The organism is Alterirhizorhabdus solaris (genome assembly GCF_007785815.1).
Lineage (GTDB): Bacteria > Pseudomonadota > Alphaproteobacteria > Sphingomonadales > Sphingomonadaceae > Alterirhizorhabdus > Alterirhizorhabdus solaris.
In genome coordinates this window covers 36819-59941 of the sequence record NZ_VNIM01000015.1, presented here as the reverse complement: position 1 = coordinate 59941, position 23123 = coordinate 36819, and the positions used below count along the sequence as shown (strand labels likewise).

The following is a 23123-nucleotide window of genomic DNA, read 5'->3' as shown; positions in this document are numbered from 1 at the left end:
TCCATGCCGCCGCACTGGGAAACGGCGGATGGTGCGAGGGACCGGCGGGGCCGCGCGAAAGGGCGGGTGGCCGGTACGGGGCATACGTCCGCGACCCCGCCGGCAACAAGATGTGCGCCTTCAGCTACGAACAGGAATGAGCACGTCCATCGACAGGGATATATGCCGCCCCATGCCCGATGATCTAATCCGCTCCGTCAACCTGCGCGACCTCGGCGGCTATCGCACCGCCGACGGCGCGACGGTGCGCCACGGCCTGGTCTTCCGGTCGGCGGCCCTGTCCGCCTTAAAGGGCGCTGCCTGCTTTGCACGGGCGTAGCGACAGCTTATTTCCGCAAGTCCGCCTTGGATCCTCTCCCGAGCAAGACAAGCCGACTATTGCCCCACGGCGGGCGCATTTCAATAAGCGGAGTGCATTCGGCGTTTCAGGTCGGGACCAACTCGTTCACTGGCGATTAGCAGCGGCAGAACCATAAGATGGAACAATGCAATGGCCCCAGGGCGCCAGCATCCGTCAACCGCAGATGCAGTCCCTAGTCAGCGTTCAAAATCTTTGAGTTGCCGCAGCACCACCCTGCATAGAATCGGCGAACGTCACGAAAACGTATAGCCGCCATCCACAACCAACGTCGATCCGTTGACATAAGACGACGCGCCCCCGGTCAGGAACACGATAGCATCGGCGATCTCGCTCGCCTGCCCGAGCCGCTGAAGCATGTTACTGGATACGAGTCGCTCACGGATCGTGGTATCGAGGAGAAGACCGTCGCTCATCGGTGTCTCGATCGTACCTGGGCAGACGACGTTCACCCGGATTCGCGGGCCAAGTTCCACCGCCATCGCCTTGCTGAGCGCGACAAGCCCAGCCTTGGATGCCGCATAGGCGCCCGCGCCACGGCCAGGACGGATGCCACCGATGGAAGCGACGTTCACGATCGTCGCGCTTGCTGCGCGCCTCAGGGCGGGAAGCAGTGCCTGGCTCAGCAGCATCGGCCCCGTCAGGTTTACAGCAAGCGTGCGATGCCACATGTCGGCCGAGATTGCCTCGAACGGCGACATTGCCAGGATGCCAGCCGCGTTGACAATCCCATCGACCCCGTCCAGCACCTGCTCGGCCAGTACGGCGGCCGCCTCGATCTGTCGCGCGTCGCTTACGTCGCAGATAATCGCGTCGGCGCCGACTGCTGCGGCTAAAGCCTTGACGCGCTCTTCCGACACATCGAGCATAGCGACGCGCGCACCCGCTTCGACCAATAACCGCGCCGTTGCCAATCCGATGCCGCTGGCGGCACCCGTTACTACAATCCTTCGGCCCGTCAGCGTCACCGTGCCTCTCCTAGCGGCTTGTCATCCCGCATCCGCGTGCCGCGACAGCGGGTGAGATCTCCCGTTGCGATGACGATCATGGACGCCCGCAGCCCGCAACATCAACGGTGCGAAAAGCGATAGCCCCGCTGCGGGCCTTCCGCGCGACAGCAGCGTCATGGGTATCAGCCAGGCACACGAAGAGGTCGCGACGATCGGCACCGCCCAACATGCAGGCATAGGGCCGCGTGGCGCCCGTATCGATCCGATCCACTACTCCGTCCTTAGGGCTGACACGCAGCACCGCACGGGCGCGTGGGGAAGCCACCCAGATGCAACCCGCCTCGTCCAGACAGATGCCGTCGGGGATCGCCTCGGCATCCAGTTCAGCGAACAGCCGTCGGTCATGCAGGGTACCATCCGCCGCAATGGTGAAACTCATCAGTCGGTGCCGCAACGACTCCGCGACGATCAGCGTGCCGCCGTCGGCGGTGATGACCGAGCCGTTGGGGGTCAACATGTCGTCGGCGGCGACGCTGACAGCGCCATCTGGACGAACGAGAAGTAGCACTGTCGACTTGGGCGCCTCCAGCCCGCCGCGAAAGCCGACCTCCCCAACATAGCCGTTGCCGCGGTCGTCGACGACCATGTCGTTGGCGTGAAACCGATGGTGACTGGAAAGGTCAGCGTGCCGGATCAGGCTGCCATCGGATTGCCGACGATAGACGCACAGATCCGCAATCGAAACCACGAGCGCCTCACCGCTCGGCAACCAGCCCAGGCCGGACGGACCGCCGGGAACGCCGAAACTATCGAGCAGCCGACCATCCGGCGCGATTGCAACGACTCTGCCATCATGGCAGTCAGAGAACCACAGGGCCCCGTCGCGCCAACGTGGGCATTCGGGGAACACCAGTTCCTCGTAGATCCGATCGAGTGTCAAGCCTTCCTCCTGATCGTATATGTTAAGCACTGCGTAGGCGCCGGGGCTTCGTGCACCATATCATGATCGAACCTGCGGCGCGGGACGGATGCCCCGGATCAGCTTGCCCGGCAGGACAAAGGTGTCAGCGTCATCACGCCGGATTGTCCGCCCGTTGACGATGGTGGCGGCATAGCCTTCGGTACGCTGAGCTAGGCGCTTGCCGCCAGCGGGCAAATCGCGGACGATCCGGGGCTTGAAGAGATTAATACGGTCAGGATCAATCACGTTCAGATCCGCCTTGTCCCCAACCGCCAGTCGCCCCCTGTCCAGCAGCCGCATCGCTTCGGCCGGTTCTGACGTCAGCATCTTGATCGTCTCACCGAAACCGAGCCGGCCGCGCGCGCGATCGCGGGCCCAGTAACTCAGCATGAAGCTGGGGTAGGCGCCGTCGCAGATCATCCCGTAATGCGCCCCCGCATCCGCCAGCCCGAGTACACTGTCCGAGTGCCGCAACATGTCGAGAACGGAGTCCAAGGTTCGGTCGGCATAATTAGTGTATTGGAGGAACAGCATGGTGGCGCCATCGTCCTCCAGTAGGAGATCGTACACATACGCCAGCGGATCTACGCCGCGGGCGCGAGCGATGGCGGCGATGCTCATGTCCGCCGGCGGCTCATAGTTCTGCACCTCCCCAACCAGATACATCGTCTCGAAATTGCGGCCGATCGCGTGGAACGGCTGGCCGATATCGATCGGCTCCTCGGTCAGCAATGTAGCCCGAAACGCGGGATCGCGCAGGCGCACGAGCTTTTGCTCCATCGGCAGATGCATGATGGCGCGGAAGCTGGGGCAAAGGCAGAAGGGATGAATGGTCAGATCAAAATTGACGTAAAGCCCGAAGCGCCGGGGATAGACCTGCGCGCGGATCCGCTGCCCGGCCGCGTTCGCCCGCGACACCTCTTCCATCAGCGCGCGCCAGTTAGATTGGCCAAGAGAGAAAGAGCCGCTGGCCTGCCCTGTCGCGACGACGCGGCTAAACATCGCCAGATCGTCGCTCGCACTGCCATTCTCCATGTTGGTGATCGCCGATGCCTGCCAAACCTGTCCGCCGCCGCCGTCGCGCAAGGCGGAGGCGATGACGTGAAGCTCCTGCTCCGCCACCCCGAAAGTTGGCACCGCGTGGCCATCGCGCGTGCGGTGGGTGAAGAGCTGCGACGTACTTACCCCTAGCGCGCCGGCGGCAACGGCTTCCCGAGTTAACTGGTACATCGCGTCGAGATCGGCGGCCGTTGCCGGCTCGCGATCCGCGCCACGTTGACCCATGGCAAAGATGCGCAGCGGCATGTGCGGCAGCAGTGAGGCGATGTCGATATCGTGGGGCCGGCACTCCAGCGCGTCCAGATATTCTGGGTATGTTTCCCATTCCCACGAGAGGCCTTCACTCATCACGGCATCGGGTATGTCCTCGACGCCTTCGGTGACGGCCAGCAGCAGGTCGCGGTCCTCGCGACGGCACGGGGCGAAACCGACGCCGCAACTGCCCATCACAGCCGTGGTTATCCCGTTGGAGGATGAGGGCGAGAGACGGTCGGACCAGATCGCCTGTCCGTCGTAATGCGTGTGGATGTCGACGAAACCGGGGGTGACGACATGCCCCTTCGCGTCGATCTCCTCCGTACCGCGCGCGTCAACGCTGCCGATCTGCGCGATCCGCCCGTCACGGATGCCGACGTCGGCCTCGATTGGGTCGGCGGACACGCCGTCGAAGACAGTCCCGCGGCGAATGACGATGTCCATCTCTTTCTCTCCTCTGCCCTCTCTTGCGAGTGCGGCCTAATCGGCGGTTCGTCTGACGTGCCTTATCGCGCTCACCATCCCCGCGGCGAGCAGGCTCAGCGGTATGGAGAGACCGAGCATGAGACGATACGTCCCGGTATGATCGTAAATCAGGCTGGCGCCCAGCGGCCCCGCGCCTGTCGCAAGCGCCATCACGCTGACCAGCGTTCCGAACAGGGCGCCGAAATTGGCCTGGCCGAAGTATCTGCTGATCAGATAGGATGTTGCGTTGAGTTCGCTTCCTACCGAAAGGCCGATGAGGCCAGCCGCGACGATCGCCGCTGGGATCTGGCCCGGCATGGCGAGGAGGAGCAACCCGGACCCCGCCGGCAGGGCCGCCGCCGCCGCCATGACTAAACGGGCATCGATCCGATCGAGCAGGTAGCCGCCGGCTAGCCGTCCCGCGATCGAGACGAGGCCGATCTCCGCCGCGATCGTGGCCGCGGTGCCGGTGTTCATGCCCGTATCCGACAGCAGCGAAATGATCGACACCGTATAGGCGGTCGTCACCAGCGTGCAGATCATCGCGGCAAGCCCAAGCAGGATATAGCGCGGCGAAAGCATGATAGTCCGCAAGGGGGCGTGAGCAACCGGCGACGATCCGATTGTCCGCTCCGGCGTTGCGGTCAGCGGACGCTCCCGCGCGCCATAAAAGAAACGGATCGCCAACGGCAGGCTCGCCGCTGTCCACAGGCCACCGAGACAGACGTACGCGAGTCGCCATCCGACTGCTGAAATAAGGCCGCTCGCCACCACCGGCACCAAAGTGGCGCCCAGGCCGGTTCCGCTCAGTATCACCGCGACAGCGAAGCCCCGGCTACGATCAAAGATACTGGAAACCGCGGCCGCCCAGACGGTCGGTTTCACCCCGGCACTGCACAGGCCCACCAGCGCCCAAAGGAGCCACCACATCAACGGGGTCGTGGCAAGCGAGAGCAGCGCGACGGAACTGCAGAAGGCGACGATCCCGGGTATCGCAAGCCGGCGCGATCCGATCCGATCGATCGCGACGCCCACGAAGGGACCGATCAGCGCGGCGATAAGTGTAGCCATGGAAAGGCCACCGGTGATCTGGGTTCTGGTCCAGCCGAGATCATGCTGCATTGGCGCGAGCATGGCGCCGATGGAATACACGTACAGGGAGGTGAGCGACACGCCAATCGCAGCGGTCAGAACGACGGCCCAGGACCGTCGCCACTCCGCCCGGGCCAGGATACGATCATCCATTCAACTGCTCATTGTCCGTTTCCCCCTTCGGAATGCCGGCTCTGAATACAGTCAAAGTGGCATCCTCCCTAAGAACGATCCGGATGCACATCGCGGTGATCCGGTTTCGTGACAGTGTCTGGCGGCTGGCGGCTCGATTAAACGCTCCTCCGCCTTTAATCTCTCTACGAACCCTCTTCGCAATGCAACACTGCCGTTGCAAATTTCACTTGTGTTGTTCCGATGGGGTCATCATAGAAGCCGTTCATTCTGATGATGCCTGACCTACAGACAGCATGATGATGAAAGACCGCGAGCATATGCGGCTTGGGAGGATATTGATGATGTTTCCGGGATCCGTGCGACGGCATTCGTTGCTGGCTTTCACCGCACTCACAACGTTTGGCGCATCTCTTGCGACGGCGCAGACGCCCGTGACGCCGCCCGCCGGCGGCACCGGCGATGTCGGGAGTGTGCCTGCCCCGCCAGCGGTGATTAGCAGTGGACCGCTGGCCAGCGCTGCCGCAAACGACACGGCCGGGGATATCATCGTGACCGCGCAACGGCGGGTCGAGCGCCTGGAAAATGTTCCTCTGTCGATCACAGCGTTGCCTGCGGCCACGTTGAGCCAGGCCGGTATTACGCGCTTCCAAGACCTTGGAAACATCTCCGCCGGGGTACAGGTCTCCCGTGGCGGTGCCTTCACCCAGCCCTCGATCCGCGGCGTCACGACGCTCACCACGGGCGTCGGCTATGAAAATAACGTCGCGGTCTATATCGATGGTTTCTATCAGCCCGACACCGTCGGCATCAACGGCGATCTGGTCAACGTGACGGACGTACAGATCCTGAAAGGGCCGCAGGGTACGCTGTACGGCCGCAACGCGACCGGGGGAGCGATCCTCGTCAATACAGCCGCCCCGTCCGACACCTTTACCGGAAGCGTCAACCTCAGCTACGCCCGCTTCGACGACAAACGGGCTCAGCTGTATCTGTCCGGTCCGATCACGCAGGGCGTGAACTTCAGCGTGGCGGGCTATACCCGCAAGAGCGACGGCTACATCAGGGATCTCGATGCGACCGGCAAGAAAGATTTCAATGCCGCGCCGGTCAAGAACACGGCGATCCGCACAAAGCTGCAGCTGAAGCCCTTCGACGGGGTCACGCTGACCGCCGGTTATAATCATGTCTATCTGCTGGATGCACGCGGTCTTGTCTTTACCGTGTTCGACAATTCGCCCGCCTCGATCGATGCATTGCCCGGCCGCGCTCGAGACCGAAATACCGCATCAGCGAACTTCGCACCGAAGAACGCGCTGAAGCTTGACGAAGGAACACTGAAGGCGGAAATCACCACCGGCATCGGCAAGCTAAGTTCCTATACTTCATATGCGGACAGAACGATCGGTATCCGGTTTGACTTCGATGCCTCGAAGTTGCCGATTTCCCGAACCGATCAAAATGCCCGTCAGAAAACCTTCCAGCAATCCGTTGATTACTCGATCGACGCGATCGACAACGTCGATCTGGTCATCGGCGGGCTTTATTATCACGATAAATTCCGGTCCAATTTCGTTCCGACGACTAACGGCGTGCGGGGTGTCCAGCAGTTCATCAACACCCGGGGCACGGCGGCCGCCGCCTATATCGATGCCACGTACAATATCACCCCCAACCTGTTCCTAACCGGCGGTGCCCGTTACAGCTACGAACGCAAGCACCTGGACTATAATGTGATTCCGGTGGCCGCGCTGCTGCCGGTGGATACGGCGGCCAGCTTTTCCAGCGTCACCCCGCGCTTCGTCGCGCGTTACGAGCTCGCTGACCGCACCAACGTGTACGCGTCATACACGCAGGGTTTCCGCAGCGGAACCTTTCCCTTGACGGCGCAGGTTCGCCCGGCGCTTGCACTGCCCGTTCGCCCCGAGAAAATCGACGCCTACGAGATCGGCTTCAAGACGGCCGATCGGGGGCTACGCTTCGAAACCGCCGCTTTCTATTATGACTACCGCAACCTCCAGGTCGGCTTGACGGTGCCCGATCCCACCTGCACGCCGGGCGCACCATGTGGAATCGTCAACCTGATCGGCAACGCACGCCGTGCGGAAAGCTATGGCGGCGAAGCGTCGCTCAGCGTCACACCGGTGCAGGATCTGAACTTGCGCGGCAGCGTCGCTTATACCCATGCCCGCTATACGGATTTCGCCACCGCGACGGGGACGGGGCTGAATGCTACCACGCAGCAGAACGTGCCCGGGCAGGTACAGAACTGGAACGGCCAGCAGGCGGCCCGCGCGCCGACGTGGACCGCCAATCTTGGCGGCGACTATACGGTGCCGGTCGCCGAAGGCCGTCTGACGTTCAGTGCGAACGCCGCCTACACGAGTTCGTTCGTCATCAGCAATCCATCGCTTTTCGGAGCGCTTGCCGCTCCGGTGCAGGTCGGAAAGCAACGCTTCAGGCAGGGCGCGTATGGCCTACTGAACGGGTCGGCGACATGGGTCGGTGCCAGCGGACTCTCTTTTGGTGTATATTCTGACAATATCACCAATACGAAGTACAAGGTTGTAAGTTCGGGCGGCGCCTTCGGCAGCTACCGTCAGTATGGTGAGCCTGTAACCTATGGTGTTCGCGCGGGCTACAAGTTCTAGCAGTTTTATATACGTTTGGCGGCGTTTGGAGCGACACGCTCTCCGATTACGGTACGCGGAGTGGTCGACCATATGGCCGACCCACGCAGGCACCCGGCGGTGCCGCGCTGCGGGTCATCGGTATTGGCACTTGCGTCCTTCGGCGTATGGCGATGATCGCCCAGAACACTCCCTGTCGGCGGGAGGTACGGTTTATATGGAACAGGAACCGGTCGTTGCCTGGGCGTTCGCTAGATCGAATCTGGCCATTGACACGGCCGAGTCCATCACCATGCGGATGATCCGGTCGTCATCCGGTTGCCCGTCGGCATTGTTTCAGCCGTTGATAAAACCTTCGAGCCGGATCAGCGTGTCGGTCGACTGCCACCGGCCGAAGCCCACCTGGCGGAACAGCGCCGCGTTCAAGCCTGGAAACTCGTCCGTGTCGAGGCTGAAGAGAGGCTGAGGAGAGGCAATATTTAGATACGATCGCACACCTCGGCGACGCCCGATGCCACGACGCCGGCGCCACCTTGCCGTTGGCTGCAATGCCCCGAACGGTGCTGGCAAGGCGGACGAACAGGTGGTCGCGCAGGTCCGCCTGTGCCCGGCGCCCTCTCGGCCATCGCGCGGGCGCATTTCCCAGACTTCTCCTGATTGGGCGGGGCATCTCCGGGTCACGCATCATTCTCATGTCCCCATAATCCGGACCGGCCATTCTGCCGGCTTATGTGCCGATTGTGACGCGCCCTCCCCCTTCGGACGCCGCATCAACCGCATCAAGCAACAGGGTCAGGTGCACCGCATCGTCGAAGTCGGGCACTGTGCGGGTGCCGTCGCGGATATCCCGCGCGAACGCCGCCCAGAGTTCGCTCACATTCGCCGAAGAGCCGGTGGCGGCGGGTGCCGCTTGGCCGGACTGGGCGGGGGAAGGCGGCACGGTGGACACGACCAGATCGCCGACCTGAAAGCCGCCGGCATGCCCGCCGTTGATTGTAAGCGTACCGCCGGTGCAGGTCAGCTCGAAACGGAGGGGCAGCGCAATCCCGCCAAGCACCTCGACTAAGGACACGCAGCCGCCGGCATGGCGGCCCATCACAAGCATGTGATCGGGAGAAGTGCGGCGCATCGTCTCGCCGGTTTCCACGATCTCTACGTCGGGGACGAGGACGCTGCTCATCGCACTTAGTTCGACATAAGGGCCGACTACGCGCTCTACCATCGCCAGCGTATGCCCACCCGCAATCGTTGCTAGCGTGGCGCCGTTACGCTTGTCCTGAAGGTAGGCGTAAAATGGCGGCACCTGCTTCCCCCACCCCTGCGTTGTCGAAACGACACGCAGGTTGCGCGGCCTGCCGAAGGAGCCGCCCTGCACGAGCGTGGCGGCATGGCGGACGGCGGGTGCGAATCCCCCCTGTGTGCCGACCATACAATGTGTACCGGCGCGTTGTGCAGCGGCGGCCAGTTCTTTAGTTTCGGCAAGATCCCGTCCAAGTGGCCACTCACTGTAGACATGCTTGCCTGCCTCCAGCGCGGCAAGCACGATGCCGCGATGTTCAGGAACCTTCACGGTGACCGCTACGATGTCGACTTCCGGGTCACGCACCATCGCGAGGCTGTCGGCATAGGCGACCTGTGCGCCAAACCATATGGCCGCAGCATCGGCGATCACCTGCGTACGCGCCGAAACCGCCTTGACGGTCAGATCCGGAACCGCGCGCACGGCTCTAAGATGCGCGTCACGTGCCCATCCACGTTCGGCGTTCGCACCGGCAAATCCGATTCGAAGAGGTGCGTTCGTCATTCTGGCCTCAATGGTTTGAGCCGATAGATACAGTGAGGACGGTAGGACGTGTCACACGATCTAGCGGCACACAACATGTGACAAGGTCAGCCAAGCTTCCTTAGCCATCACGCAGCGGCACCTCCGCCACGCCCTTCTCACCCGGCACGAACGCGAAGAGCGGGCCATTGGCGTTGAAGCCGGCCTGATCGGGATTGATCTTCATGCGTGTCGACGTGATGTAGAGCGTGGCGAGATCGTCACCGCCAAACGCCACCTTGGTCGGGTTCGAGAAGGGCAGCGCGACGGCGCGATCGAAACTGCCGTCGGATCGGTGGCGGCGCAGCTCGCCGGCCCCGACCGCCGCATACCAGTACCCGCCTTCGGCATCGACAGTAGCCCCGTCGATGTGTCCGTGATCGCCTTCCGCAAGGGAGAGGAAGGTGCGCCGTTGCGAGACGGCGCCCGTTTCGGGATCGAGATCGAACGCCTCGACTGTTCGCCATGGAGCGCCGGTGACGTAGATGGTCCGCCCGTCCGGGCTGAACGCAAGCCCGTTCGCGATGGCAAATCCATCGATCACGGGCGTGAGGGTGTCGCCGTCGAGGCGGTAGAAGCAGCCGCCTGCCGCACTGCGGTCGGCAGGGTAGCGGTGATCGTAAGCGCCTACCCATAAGCGACCCTGCCGGTCACAGTGGCATTCGTGCAGCTTGACATTAGGCGATAGCGGCGACGCGACACGGAGTTCGAGCGAGCCCGTGCCGGGATCGAAATCGAAAAGGCCGTCGGCGAGCACCACCAGCAGTCCGCCGCCGGCCTTTGGAACGAAACCGCCGCTGCGCTGTGGCATCGGCCAAACGTCATGATCCCCGGTGGCAGGCGACCAGCGATGCAGCGCGGAGGGCTGCTCGCAGTTGACCCACCACAACATCTTCTCCCTGGCTGACCAGATTGGCGTCTCACCAAGGTAATTATTCACGCCAAGCGCCACCACCACATCCGACATGATTCATCCTCTCCCGATCGGCCAGCCGAGGCGGCCTTCTTCGGCGCCGAGCGGTTGATTGACTTGTCTTGGCCTAGGCCGTCGCGCTCCGAAGGTACAATCGCCGAAAATGTCATACCATCGAGCCGCCGAAGGGCCGCCGCCGAGGCTGGATAAACCCGGAAGCACGCCGATCAGGTCTCGATCGTGGCGATGTGGCTACGTACGTCAGCAGTCTCGCCTTCCGCCACGAGGATCTCGGTTAGCGTGCCGCTGCCGGGCGACGGCACCTCAACGGCACTTTTAGCCGCCTCGATCTCGACGAGGAGCTCGCCGGCTTCCACCGTGTCGCCGACTGCCTTGGCCCAGCGAACGATCTCGCCATCCTGCATTCCCATGCCGAACTGTGGCAAAAGTACTTTGATCTTGGCCATTAATTCGTTCCTTGTTCGGCGATGAGACGATCCGCGCCGACCAGCCGGTAGACGGCGGCCACAATCCGTTCGACCGAGGGGTACAGCGCCTTCTCGATTGCGGGGCTGAAGGGCAGGTGCGTGTCGGGCGTCGTCACCCGCAGTACCGGTCCACGCAATGCATCGAAGGCATTCTCGACAATGGTAGCGGAGATTTCGCTGGCGACGCTGCATGACTCGTGGGCGGGATCGACCGTGATGGCACGCCCCGTCTTTCGCACCGACTTCAGGATGATCTCTCGATCGAACGGTACCAGCGTGCGCGGATCGATCACCTCGACGGAGATGCCCTCCTTGGCTAGTCGCTGCGCCGCCTTGAGCGCGATGGGAACGCCACCTGCGACCGCAATGATCGACAGATCTGTGCCCTCTCGCTTCACCTCACCTTGGCCGAGCGGAATAAGAAAATCTGGATCATCGGGCAGATCGGCCTTGCTCGACCAGCAGGTGCTGTCTTCGAAGCAGAGCACGGGATCGTCGTCGCGGATCGCAGCCTTGAGAAGGCCCTTCATGTCGCGCGCGTCGGACGGGACGATGATCTTCAAACCAGGCACATTCATGAACATGGAGTAGGGCCGGTCACTGTGCTGCGCGGCGTTGGAGTTGCCGTAGAACAGGCAGCTCCGGATCACCAGCGGCAGCATCGCCTGCCCGCCGTAGATGTAGCGTGACTTCGCGATGATGCTCATGATCTGATCCATTGCCGGATACAGGAAGGACGAGATGGTCACGTCGACGATAGGCCGCATGCCGACCATTGCCGCACCTGCGGACGCGCCGATGAAGCCGTTCTCCGAGATAGGCGTATCCCGCACGCGCTCCTTGCCGAACATCTCGGTGAAGCCGGTAGTCGTTCCAAAGACGTTGCAGACGATGTCCTCACCCATGATGAAGACGCGCGCATCGCGCTGCATCTCCTCCATCTGCGCCTGGCGGATCGCCTCGATGTAGGTGGCCCTGGCCATGCTTGGTTTCCTCAGTTCGTTAGATAGGCGGGGATCGGCAGACGATCGACGAACACATCGTCGAACGCGGCAAGCTGCTCTGGATAGTCGCTCTCGCGGGCGAAACTCAGAGCGCTCTGTACGGCGTCCTTCGCCTCCTGCTCGATGCCATCGAGTGTCCCGACCGCGACGCCGTCGCCGATCAGTTTCGCGCGGTAGAGGTGGATAGGATCGCGCTCGCGCCAAGTATCGACCTCAACGCCTCGATCGCGCAGCACCCGGCCCATGTTCACGGCATGCTCGGCGAACCGATAGGTCTTTGCCTCAATCAGGGTTGGGCCGCCACCGGTACGGGCACGCTCGACGGCTTCGGTGACGGCGGCTTCCACCGCGTCGATGTCCTGTCCGTCGACTATCGCCGAAGGCATGCCGTAGGCCTTGCCCCGATCGGCGATGTCCGGCACCGACACGGCCTCGCTGGTTGGTGTCGATACGGCATAGCCGTTATTCTCGCACAGAAAGATCGCGGGCAATTTCCATACGGCTGCGAGGTTCAAGCCTTCGTGAAACGCCCCCTCATTGGTCGCGCCATCGCCAAAAAAGCAGAGCGCAACGCGATCAGTGCCCTGAAGCTTGGCACCAAGCGCCGCGCCGGCCGCAACCGGAATACCCGATCCCACGATGCTCGTTTCGCCAAGGCTGCCCACGGAGAAGTCTGACAGATGCATCGAGCCACCCTTCCCCTTGCACACCCCAGTGACCTTCCCGAGAAGTTCGGCCATAAGCGGCCCGAGTTTCGCGCCTTTAGCGATTGGATGGCCGTGGCTACGGTGGTTGCCCACCATGTAGTCGTCGTTACGCAACGCGATGCAAGCGCCCACGCCCGTTGCCTCCTGGCCCGTATAGGTATGGAGCGAGCCGGGCACCTCGCCCGCCGCGTGGATCGCCTCCGCGACCGCCTCAAACTCGCGGATGCGGACCATCCGTCGGTATTTCTCAAGACTGCGGTCGTTGCCTAGGTAAGTCATTTCTAACCCTCGATTATGCGCGGCTGCGGAAATTGCGCCATTACGGCCTGCCACTGCGCAAGCGCCGCCGCGCGGCAGTCTTGAGAAATGTCGTCGCGGCGTTACGCCGGTAGGTGACGGTCCCATTCGAACGGCACGATCGAGTAGAAGGGCGCCGCCAAAAGTCCTTTAACCTTGGTCGAGGCCCAACGGCTGCGTACGGCCTCGCCAAGCAACGTGGCAGTCTCGATCGGATCGCCCTCGAGATAGCAGTAGATAATTCGCTTGCCGCACGAATCGTTGTCATACGGCGGTGGCGTCACCGCGCCATCGAACCACCACACGCCGGCCACTCCGGCAATGTTGGTCAGCGCCTCAGGCGATAGCTGCCCCTCCTCGACGATCACGTAGACGCCCAGCGCGGGCCGCCAGGGGATCACGTCAGCCCCCGCCGCTGCAGTTGCGGCCGCAGTTTTACCCGAAAGGTCACCTGTCATGTAGCCGATGCTAGGCAGCCGTAGCGGCATGCGGCCGCCCTGGTCGAGCGCGTCGCCCAGTTCGAAAAACCCGGACAGCTCGGCAGCGTTGGTGAACAAGTAGGTCATGATGTGATCGACCGCATCGAACGGTGCCTCGTTTGCCGCGCGTGCCGCGCGACATGCGGGAGTCGAAACCAGTCTCAACGAGGCGCGCAGCCCCGCCAGGCGGTATTGCTCTGGGCGATGATCTAGCGAGTGCCACGCGATATACTCCGCGTCTCGTCCCGCAGGCTCCCGCCCGGAGAAGGAGAAGAAGCCATAACGAACGGCCGTGGTTCCGGTCGCCAATACCCCCGGCAACTGATCGGATGGTGTTCCTTCAAGATGCATCTACCTCTCCTTGGTATAGGCAGGAAACGGCTCAAATACTCAGAGTATGCGATACGATACGCTGTATCGCAGATTCTGGTTTCACTTGTCGGGACTAGGATCAGTATGACGGAAATTCGCTTAAGCTAGGGATTGGACTGCTGGGATCGGTGGTCTGATAGCTTAAAACAGACTGTCGACAAACTGCATTTCATCATTTCTTAGATAGCTACTAAGCCTCTCTCCGATCTTTTGCGACGCCTCGACATTCGGCGAGCATGCTCTTGGCGCCGGCGATCAGGAACGCGTTGGCGGCGCTCACCGGAATGAACCGGACACCATGTTCGATCTGTTGCTGCACACCGGCGGCGTCCATCGTCGCGTTGCCCGCGACTTTGCCGTGTCGTGCACAGGCGGCGACGATTTCGTCGAGTGCTTTCAGGATCGGGGGCGGCGGGCTGGCTGCGAAGATCTCTTCTCCGGGCAGCCCCATGCTGATGGCGAGATCGACTGCGCCCATGAGCAGGCAATCGACCCCCGGCGTCGCTGCGATCGCATCGAGATTGGCCAGGCCCTCGACCGTCTCGATCATGACGACACAGAATGGATCGTGCCGCATGGGGGCAGCGCCGAGCGTGTTCCGCGCGAGCCCGAACGACCGCGTCCCATTCGGCGGATAGCGCATCGCGTTCGCGACCAGATGTGCCTGCTCCGGGGTCGAGACGAGAGGAACAACGACACCAATCGCACCGATGTCGAGCGCGCGACCGATTTCCGCCGGATCGTGGCCGGTTACGCGGACCAAGGCATACGTCCCACCAAGCTGGGAGCCCTGCAGGATGGAGGCGAGACCATCCCAGCTGGCGGTGCCATGCTGAAGGTCGACGATGACCCAGTCGAAACCGACCGCGCCGAAGCGTTCGGCCATCAACGTATCGCGAATGCCGTACCAGCTGCCGAGGGTGACCCGGCCGCCTTCGAGTGCTTTGGATACCGCGTTCATACAGTTGCCTCTTCCGTTTGATCGGTCGCGCAGGAAACCTCGTCAGCCGGCACGCGCAGGCCGTTGATCATCGTCAAGAGCGCGGCGAAAAGCGTCACGCTCTCGCTCTTGGGGTTCTCCGAGCTGGCGACGGCCAGCGCCGCGTCGTTCAGCGCCGCCAGCAGGAGCTGTGCAAACGGTCGGGTTGGCTGATCTGGGATTCTTCCTTGCTCAATCAGGATATCCAGTGTCCGCTGGAGAGGCTCCAGCGCTACGTCCGCCTGAATCTCGCGCCAGCGACGCCATCCGAGAACTGCGGGCCCATCTATCAGCAGGATCTTCTGCGCTTCGGGACTCGAGGCGATGATATCGAAGCGCGCCTGGATCGAGACGATCAACTGTTTCCAGGCGTCGCCGGAATATTGCCGGACCACGTCGGACGACGCCCTGTGAACCTCGCGCGCGATCTGATCGCACGCTTCTTCGAACAACGCCTCCTTGCTGCCGAAATGGTGGTATAGGGCACCCTTGGTGATTGGTACGCGCAGCACGATGTCCGAAACCTCCGCCCCGAAATAGCCCCTCTCGACGAATACGGCGCGCGCAGCCACGAGCAGCTTCGCACGCGTCGTCGTCGATCGCTGCTGGAGGCGTCGCCTGGACGCGAGCGGCGCCTCCAGCAAGTCAGGCTCGGATGATTTCGTTTCGGTCATCGGCGCATCTCGCTGGGATCTGCTGGCAGTTGGAGGACTATGCTGCACCGTGGCGCAGCAACTTGCCGGGAGTCGCGGCGGTGCATTCGCCGTTGATGAAGGTAGTCTGGCCGTTCACGATGATGCGATCGTAACCCTTGGCCTTCTGCACCAGACGCCACTCGCCTGCAGGGTAGTCCCACAACCTTTCCTGAGGCAGCGATTCCAGTTCCGCCAGGTCATAGACAATGATGTCTGCGGCCATTCCCACCGCCAGATGGCCGCGGCCGCTGAGCCCCGCCGCCTGTGCCGGATAAGCCGACAGGCGCCAATGCGCTTCCTCGAGCGACAGGAGATCGTGATCGCGCGACCAGAGGCCGAGAAGATCGGTCGGGAAGCGCCCGGTGGTAACGAACTTTGTGTGCGCTCCACCATCGCTGATGCCGGGAAGCCCCGTCGGCGCCTTGATGATCTCGCGCATGTTTTCCGGCGTCGTGACGATCATCTCGGTTTCGAAACCATTCTTCAGCTCGCCCCACACCGAGAGATCTAGCATGATGTCGAGCGGATGCCGGTTCTCGCGTTCGGCCAGCTCGCCGAGCGTGAACCCTTCGTACTTTTCTTGAAGTTCGAGGCCCTTCGGCACGTCGAGAGGAATCCAGGCAACCTTGATCCTGGTCAGCATGTAACCGGACGCAAACAGGCCGCCACGTTCCTCATGGATCTGCTTCAGGATCCTGCGCCGCTCCGGATCCTTAAACTTCTCGATCTTCTCGGAAACGGAGCCGGTGCAAATCTCTTTCCAGGCGGGGATCGCGTCCGCAAGGTTATAGTCCTCGAAGGTAAACTGCGAAGCGAAGTTTACGGTTTGAGCCTGCGCGTAGACGCGCACCCCCTCATATTCGTTAAGGATTCTCAGATGCGCGATGGCTTCGCCTGGCGTGCGCTGCGAGCCGCCATGCTGGTTGAGCGCACCCTCTGCCAGGAGCGCGTTCCAGATTGCCGGCCTGCCGCTCTCGCGCGCCATGAATTCGGCATCTTCGAGCTTGCCTGTCATTTGGGAGATGCCACGGCCGGTGCTGCCCATCGCGCGCGCAAAAGCACCCAGATCGCGCTTGCTGATAAGGTCGGTCACCATCGGCGTGCCGTCATGGTCGAGCTGGAGATTGCCCTCCTCGCCAAGTATCTGGACGCTGATGCCGCAGCCGCCGGCCTCCATGCCCTCTATCACCAAATCGCACATCTGCTGGAGTTCATCGTCGGTCGCCTGACGCGTCTTGGCCTCGTCGATGCCAATCACGTAGCCATAGATTGGCGCGAGCGGAACGAACGACATGATGTTGACGCCCTTGGGCGCACGTTCGACGCTGTCCAGATAGTCCCGGTAGGTCACCCAATCGAATGGCATGCCCTGCCGCATCGTCTCCAACGGCACAGCCTCGTTGCGGACGAGTGACAGCATCGCCCGCTCGCGATCTTCAGGCTTGCAGGGCGCAAAACCAAAACCGCAATTGCCGATGACAACGCTGGTGACACCATGCCAGCCCGACATTGTGCACCACGGGTCCCAAAACAACTGGCTGTCATAATGCGTGTGGAGATCGACAACGCCTGGCGCGACGATCTTGCCATGGCCATCGACAACCTCGTCGGCCTGCTCCGCTGCGATGTTCCCACCAATCTCGACGATGATGCCGTCCTTGACGGCGATGTCGCTACGATAACGCGGCGTCTGCAAGCCATCGATGATGGTCCCGCCTTTTATCAGCAAATCGAACTTCGCCACATCTCTCTCCTGCCGCTCAGTTTAGCGTCTCGAAACATTCATGGAGAATGTTTAATGGAAGCGCAAGGGGCTGGAGTGATCGTTCGAGCGATTAGACGTGTCCAAGCATCCTGCCGGTGTTGCTTCGCCCGTGCTCGAGTTAGCCAGCTCGCCGTACAAGACCCTCCGATCGCGGTGTCATTGATGGGTGGAGGCCCCCGGTGTTTCCGGTGGATCAACTGACAGTTTTGTGATCACGTCTGGATCGGTGGGAGCCCCGATTGCCGCGGTCGCCATGGCAAGGGCATTTTCGATCAGGGCACTATCCCACTCTGTCGATGACAGATGCGGCAGTCGATTGAACACGCTTGTCAGGACCATGATTGCTACGAGACGCTGACGTTCAAGCAATAGAGGCTCGGGAATTCCAGTGGCCTCAACAAGAAGCGTTATGGCTTTGAACGCATTAGGCTGCAGGTTCTGGAACAAGTCATGTGAGAGATATGCTCTCGAAGAGTTAAGCAGCGCCAGCATGAAGCGAGCATGTGTTCTGACCCCTTGCTTGTCCAGAAAGTCTATCATCGGAACATAAAGAACGTGCATCAAGGCGCTGGCGCTAAACTCCTTCCCCGATCCGATCGTATCCAGAAGGCGTCCACGAACCCGGTCAATGATCGGCATCCTTCGCTGCAGTATCTCCCGAATCAAACCATCTGCATCGCCGAAGTGATACTGGATCGCGGTCCTGTTTCGGCTGCCTGCGCGCAAGCTGATTTGCTGTAACGGCACCGCGTCTATGCCTCGTTCACCGAAAAGCTGCTCTGCCAGATCGATCATTCGATCGACGATTTGGGTATTTTTAGGCCTCGCCACGTTCGCCTTCCACATTCCGATTTTGGTTCATTGCAAGGAGGCGAGCAAACCGCAAGGCGCTTGCAAGCCCGCCGCACCCCGGCCGATATCCCAACCGTCCCAGCGGCACCATCTACGGGCTGCATTTTAATCCCCTTGACTATAAACACATCAGTGCATTACAGATCGCCTCTCGCTTAATGCCGAGACTGCGATTTTAGAGTTTCGATAGAACGTGTTGCATCTGCACAAGATAAATACGGTTGATTCGCCGAGATGAACTCGGCCGGTCGTTTTTGCGTCTTGTTATAGAATAACAATATCACCCAGTGATCAGGGTTGGGTGCCATACTTGCCTACAATACAAAGAAAACCTGGAGGGGTATATTCATGACCATTAGGACCCGGCAGCACCGCGCGCTTTATCGCTGTTTTCTTTCCGGGACAGCAGTAGTCTCATGCGCGCTGAACGCTGGAATGGCACAATCGCAGACCTCCGCCTCGCCATCAGCCGCGCAAGCCACGCCCCCCGCCGACCAATCGAGCGCCCAGGGGCTTCAGGAAATCGTTGTCACCGCTCAGAGGCGCGAGCAGCGCCTCCAGGACGTGCCGATCGCGATTACGGCGGTCACTCAGGAGACCCTGCAGGCCAATCGGGTGACGAGCGTGAACGATCTTAGCGGTCTCGCGCCCAACGTAACCGTTCGTGCCTCGGGCGGGTCGACGCAAATTCCGTCTTTCACCTCGCGCGGGATCACAAGCTACGGTGTCGTGCCGGGGTCTGATAAGGAGTTTTCGATCTATCTCGACGGCGTCTATCTCGGCGCGTCCCGCTCGTTGTTTGAATTGCCCGATATCGCACGTCTCGAGGTCCTGCGCGGCCCGCAGGGAACGCTCTTCGGGCGTAACTCCACGACAGGTGCTGTAAGCGTTGTCACGCGCGATCCCACCGGAGACTTTGGGGTCCAGCAAGATTTCACGATGGGTAATTACGACCAGTTCCGTACCCGGACCAGCGTCGACCTGCCGTTGTTCGGCGCATTCAGCGCGTATGTGAGCTATGTGCATGACGAACGTCGTGGCGATATTCGCAACACTGGAGCCGGCACCATGTGGGACCGGTCAGGCCCGAATACGCGGCTGGGGGTGCAGCGATCGCCGTCATATCTTGGTGACAAGAACAGCGATCAGTTTTTTGCTGCCGTAAAGTTTGCGCCAAGCGACGACTTCAGCACGATCTACAAGTTCGATTACGGAAACAATCACTATACCGCCGATGGTGTCGCGGCAGTCTCCTTCCGGCCAAGCGGTGTCACCCAGACCCTTACGCCCGCGCTCGGACCGCTCGCCCCGCTGTTTTCCGCATATTACAGCTCGATCGTGGCCGCTGGCCCCAACGTTTTAGATTCTACGGCAAGACGTCCCAAGCAAGTGAATAACTCTTACGTCGTGCCCGCCTATCAAAAGGTCTACGGCCACAATCTGACGAGCAACCTGCGTGTCAGCGATGACATCTCGATCAAGAACATCGCATCCTATCGTTACGGTTATGTCAATTCAACCTCTCAACTGTCCGGACTGGGTGGTCTGGTCGTTCCGGCGGCAGCTGCCGCTCCCTATGCCGCCTTCCTTTCGGCGATCAACCAGCCAATTCCGATCCCAGGTCTCGGCAATGTCCCGTTCAACAGTCTCCCCGCAGCCGCCCGGCAGGCGGTTGCCGCGCAGGCGGCCGGTGTAGGCAGCCGCTTCCTGCTGACCGATAACAACTCTCAGGCGGTGAATAAGCAGTGGAGCGACGAACTCCAGGCCAATTACGACTCCCGTCTTCTGACGCTGACCGTTGGCGGACTCTGGTTCCACCAAAAGGATCGTTCGGGGGGGCCTTTCGGCATCACCAACACGCCTGCTTTTGCCGTCTTCCCTGCCAATGGCCGCGTTCCGCTGGGCAATCAGAGCAATTCCTTCAACAAGGGCACGTCGGTTGCCGGGTATGCGCAAGCCGAAGTGCACGTCACCCCCGAACTGGACGTCCTCCTCGGCGGACGGGTTACCCATGATAGGAAATCGGGCAGCTTCCAGTTTGGCGGAACCTATGTTCCGCCCGCCGGCGTCGCGATCACCGATCCGTCCTATTATACCGCGGGCACATTCACGGGCATCAGGAGCGAGCCGTTCACCTATCGCGGCACGAAGTTCACATACTCGGCGGGCGTGAACTACAAGCCAACGAACGACCTGCTCTTCTATGGCAAATATTCTACCGGATTCGTTTCCGGCGGTTCGATTGCAGGCATTGCGTGGAAGCCGGAAACGGTCGCCTCCGCCGAGGCAGGCATCAAGGCGGACCTGTTCGATCGGCGCCTTCGCACCAATCTGGCTCTGTTTCATGCAAAGTACAAAAACATCCAGTCGGCACAGGGCGGCACCAATATCGGTCGACCGGAAATCGGCACCGCGATCATTGATCTGGGTGACGAGCGTGCACAGGGCGTAGAGCTGGAGGTTACCGTCCTGCCGATCGATAATCTTACGCTCGGAGGCAATCTGGGCTTCACGGATGCAAAGTACACCCGGCTGTCGGCAGTGGCTCTCGCGGTTTACGGCACAGGCTATAAGCCGACACTTTCGCCGAAATGGACGTCGCGGGTCTATGCCCAATATTTGTCGGAGCCGGTCATCGGCGATGCCAAGATCCTTGCTCGCGTGGACGGCGATTGGCGGTCGAGCCAACGCTTCCTCTCCGGCTCGAACTACGCGGGGATCGCCGAATTCCAGTCGATCGCCAAAGGCCCCGCCCGCTGGCTGGTCAACACGCGTGTCGGTCTGGAGGATCTGGGTCCGGCGCATCTGACCGTCGCATTCTGGACCCGCAATCTGACGAACAATAAGGACCCTTCGTTTCCTCTGGCGCTGGCTACGTATGCCGTGTCGACAAACTTCCAGCAGGCGCGAACCTATGGGCTGGACGTGGGCGTGAAGTTCTAGCGCGGGACTTGTGACGTGGGAGACGGCGTGCTCGCGATAACGCGAATGGAGCCGTCGTCTCTTCGACCGCATTTCCCGGCTTTAGTCGTGATCAGCGGCATTCGGCTTGCGCCCACGCCAGACCAGTTACTGAATCAAGTAGGCCGGAGTGCTGAATGACGAAAATCGCTATGGGCGCGCTGATCGTCGTCGGGACCGCAGCGGTACTGGTGGTCGTGGCGTTCCTGCTGGTTCTTTATCAGGGCAAGCGGAAACCCGGCGGTGATCCGGCTTATGTCGCGATGGGAAGCTCGTTTGCGGCGGGCATCGGTCTGGGCCAGCGCGCGCCCGGCAGTCCGATCGCGTGCATGCGCACGATAGGCAGCTACCCGCAGCAGATTTCCCGGTCATTGAACCTGCCAATCATGGACGTCACATGTTCGGCTGCCACGACGGATCACATCCTGCGTGGTGGACAATATTTTCAGCGGGCTCAGATCAATGCGCTGAAGCCCGAGACGAAGCTCGTGACGGTCACCACCGGCGGCAACGATATCCGCTATGTCGGCGACCTTTCGTTTATCGCGGCGCGCAATACCGCCTCTGTTTCCGGCTGGCTGATGAAGCGTTTCTGGGGTGGGCCTCTCCGCGCGGATCAGCGCGATTACGCCGCAGTTCGGCGCGACCTCGTCTCGGTGGCGCGAGAGGTGAGCAGGCGTTCGCCAAAAGCGCTGCTGATCTTTGTCACCTATCCAACGATACTCCCGGCGTCGGGCCGATGCCCCTTGCTGAACATCACGCAGGACGAGGCGGACATGATGCGATTCGTCGGGGAGCAACTTGCCGGGGCGACGCGCGCGGCGGCAAGGCAAAGTGGGGCCGTTCTCGTCGATATGCAGAAGCTTGGCGCGGACCATCATGCGTGCTCGCAAGAGCCGTGGGTCAATGGATGGCGCAATGCGCAGGGAGCCCAGTTCCATCCCACTCGCCTTGGTACCCGGGCAACTGCGGACGCGGTCGTGCAGGCGATCCGTTCACACGCTCCCAATCTTTTATCGAAGTGAGCGAAACATGAATGCGGCGAAAAACGGGGTATCCGTGATCACTGGCGCGGCTGGCGGGATGGGGCGGGCAACGGCCTTCGCCTTCGCGCGGGAAGGTAGGTCGCTGATCCTGTGCGACCTTCGTCAGGAATCGCTCGATCGCCTGGCGGCGGAAATCGACGCGAGCGCACCCGTCAAATTAGTGGCCGGTGACATCTCGGCGACCGACTTTCCCGCACGCATCGCGACGGCCGCGAAAGAGCGCCGGATCGATGCCCTGGTCCATGCGGCCGGCGTCTCGCCGTCAATGGCAGACGGCCGGCGCGTCCTCGAGATCAACTTCCTGGCGACGAAGCGCCTCGTAGAATATCTCCTTCCGAGCATGGCCAAGGAAGGAGTCGCGATATTGATCGCCTCCAACTCTGGCCAGATCATCGCGCGCCCTATGTTCGACCGGGCGATCAGGAAACTGCTGCGGGGCAAGGAGTCGGTGCTCGTTCGCCTGATGCTACGGAGCCCGCGCACCGCCTACCCGATCTCGAAGCGGGCAGTGCAGCTCTATGCTCAGGCAATGTCTCCCGCATACGGCAGCGTCGGCGCGCGGATCGTATCCCTGTCGCCGGGGATCATCGATACGGAGATGGGGCGCCTTGAGTATAAGGCCGGGCCCGAGATGCAGAAGATGATCGACGTGACGCCGCTCGGCCGATCAGGCCACGCGGACGAGATCGCCTCGGTAGTTGCCTTTCTGGCGTCCCCGGCAGCCAGCTACATCAGCGGCACGGATATCCTCGTGGACGGAGGAACCGTCGCCGGCATCGATGCGGCGGGCGGACCGATGAAAATCTGATGGCTGCGAGCGGGGCGGCTGCGTCTCGCCGAA

The 23123-nt window shown here is 61.6% G+C and carries 19 protein-coding genes; 5 read left to right on the top strand and 14 right to left on the bottom strand.

Translation table 11 applies throughout. The annotated features are described in order from the left end of the window. Positions 1–136 precede the first annotated feature (136 nt). Positions 137–319: a tyrosine-protein phosphatase gene (locus tag FOY91_RS05855; protein WP_203234505.1), complete on the top strand. Its 183-nt coding sequence runs from the start codon at positions 137–139 to the stop codon at positions 317–319. 275 nt (positions 320–594) lie between these two features. Here FOY91_RS05855 and FOY91_RS05850 read toward each other — a convergent pair whose 3' ends face one another. The 4 genes from FOY91_RS05850 to FOY91_RS05835 form a co-directional block, all read right to left on the bottom strand. Next, complete coding sequence (locus tag FOY91_RS05850) at positions 595–1326, bottom strand: SDR family NAD(P)-dependent oxidoreductase (RefSeq protein ID WP_145149076.1); 732 nt, start codon at positions 1324–1326, stop codon at positions 595–597. A 76-nt stretch (positions 1327–1402) separates the two neighbouring features. Continuing rightward, a complete protein-coding gene (locus FOY91_RS05845; RefSeq protein WP_162527148.1) occupies positions 1403–2248 on the bottom strand; it encodes an SMP-30/gluconolactonase/LRE family protein in 846 nt (281 codons plus the stop codon). 60 nt (positions 2249–2308) lie between these two features. Then, the gene (locus FOY91_RS05840; protein WP_145149072.1) at positions 2309–4027 is read right to left on the bottom strand and encodes an N-acyl-D-amino-acid deacylase family protein; all 1719 of its coding nucleotides are present in this window, start codon (positions 4025–4027) and stop codon (positions 2309–2311) included. Between the two features lie 36 nt (positions 4028–4063). Beyond that, on the bottom strand, positions 4064–5293 hold the full coding sequence (locus tag FOY91_RS05835; RefSeq protein ID WP_145149070.1) for an MFS transporter: 1230 nt from the start codon (positions 5291–5293) through the stop codon (positions 4064–4066). 278 nt (positions 5294–5571) lie between these two features. Between FOY91_RS05835 and FOY91_RS05830 the strand changes: the two genes are divergently transcribed. Beyond that, positions 5572–7923, top strand: coding sequence for a TonB-dependent receptor (locus FOY91_RS05830; protein WP_162527147.1), 2352 nt, complete (start codon positions 5572–5574; stop codon positions 7921–7923). 706 nt (positions 7924–8629) lie between these two features. On the opposite strand, the gene FOY91_RS05825 is transcribed toward FOY91_RS05830, so the two are convergent. The 10 genes from FOY91_RS05825 to FOY91_RS05780 all read right to left on the bottom strand — a co-directional run bounded on the left by FOY91_RS05825 (position 8630) and on the right by FOY91_RS05780 (position 18269). Beyond that, entirely contained in the window at positions 8630–9706 is a 1077-nt protein-coding gene (locus FOY91_RS05825) for a Gfo/Idh/MocA family protein (protein ID WP_145149066.1), read from the bottom strand. 100 nt (positions 9707–9806) lie between these two features. Further along, positions 9807–10691 (bottom strand): SMP-30/gluconolactonase/LRE family protein, encoded by an 885-nt coding sequence (locus FOY91_RS05820; protein ID WP_145149064.1) that lies wholly within the window; start codon positions 10689–10691, stop codon positions 9807–9809. Positions 10692–10864: 173 nt separating this feature from the next. Then, positions 10865–11104 (bottom strand): biotin/lipoyl-containing protein, encoded by a 240-nt coding sequence (locus tag FOY91_RS05815; protein ID WP_145149062.1) that lies wholly within the window; start codon positions 11102–11104, stop codon positions 10865–10867. After that, the gene (locus tag FOY91_RS05810) at positions 11104–12108 is read right to left on the bottom strand and encodes an alpha-ketoacid dehydrogenase subunit beta (protein ID WP_145149060.1); all 1005 of its coding nucleotides are present in this window, start codon (positions 12106–12108) and stop codon (positions 11104–11106) included. The genes FOY91_RS05815 and FOY91_RS05810 overlap by 1 nt, the downstream gene beginning before the upstream one ends. 11 nt (positions 12109–12119) lie before the next feature. Beyond that, the gene (locus FOY91_RS05805) at positions 12120–13115 is read right to left on the bottom strand and encodes a thiamine pyrophosphate-dependent dehydrogenase E1 component subunit alpha (protein WP_145149058.1); all 996 of its coding nucleotides are present in this window, start codon (positions 13113–13115) and stop codon (positions 12120–12122) included. A gap of 101 nt (positions 13116–13216) precedes the next feature. Beyond that, positions 13217–13963 carry a hypothetical protein gene (locus tag FOY91_RS05800; RefSeq protein WP_145149056.1) on the bottom strand — a complete coding sequence of 249 codons (747 nt, stop codon included), beginning with the start codon at positions 13961–13963 and terminating at the stop codon, positions 13217–13219. A 211-nt stretch (positions 13964–14174) separates the two neighbouring features. Beyond that, positions 14175–14945 carry an HpcH/HpaI aldolase family protein gene (locus tag FOY91_RS05795; RefSeq protein WP_145149053.1) on the bottom strand — a complete coding sequence of 257 codons (771 nt, stop codon included), beginning with the start codon at positions 14943–14945 and terminating at the stop codon, positions 14175–14177. After that, positions 14942–15637, bottom strand: a complete 696-nt coding sequence (locus FOY91_RS05790) for a TetR/AcrR family transcriptional regulator (RefSeq protein WP_145149051.1) — start codon at positions 15635–15637, stop codon at positions 14942–14944. Before FOY91_RS05790 ends, FOY91_RS05795 begins: the two co-directional genes overlap by 4 nt. A gap of 37 nt (positions 15638–15674) precedes the next feature. Beyond that, positions 15675–17402, bottom strand: a complete 1728-nt coding sequence (locus tag FOY91_RS05785) for an N-acyl-D-amino-acid deacylase family protein (RefSeq protein WP_145149049.1) — start codon at positions 17400–17402, stop codon at positions 15675–15677. Positions 17403–17579: 177 nt separating this feature from the next. Then, entirely contained in the window at positions 17580–18269 is a 690-nt protein-coding gene (locus FOY91_RS05780; protein ID WP_145149047.1) for a TetR/AcrR family transcriptional regulator, read from the bottom strand. A 354-nt stretch (positions 18270–18623) separates the two neighbouring features. On the opposite strand from FOY91_RS05780, the gene FOY91_RS05775 reads away from it, so the two are divergent. The 3 genes from FOY91_RS05775 to FOY91_RS05765 all read left to right on the top strand — a co-directional run bounded on the left by FOY91_RS05775 (position 18624) and on the right by FOY91_RS05765 (position 23090). Continuing rightward, positions 18624–21218, top strand: a complete 2595-nt coding sequence (locus tag FOY91_RS05775; RefSeq protein WP_145149045.1) for a TonB-dependent receptor — start codon at positions 18624–18626, stop codon at positions 21216–21218. A 155-nt stretch (positions 21219–21373) separates the two neighbouring features. After that, positions 21374–22261, top strand: coding sequence for an SGNH/GDSL hydrolase family protein (locus FOY91_RS05770; RefSeq protein ID WP_145149043.1), 888 nt, complete (start codon positions 21374–21376; stop codon positions 22259–22261). A 7-nt stretch (positions 22262–22268) separates the two neighbouring features. Next, positions 22269–23090 carry an SDR family NAD(P)-dependent oxidoreductase gene (locus tag FOY91_RS05765; RefSeq protein ID WP_162527146.1) on the top strand — a complete coding sequence of 274 codons (822 nt, stop codon included), beginning with the start codon at positions 22269–22271 and terminating at the stop codon, positions 23088–23090. Positions 23091–23123: the final 33 nt, after the last annotated feature.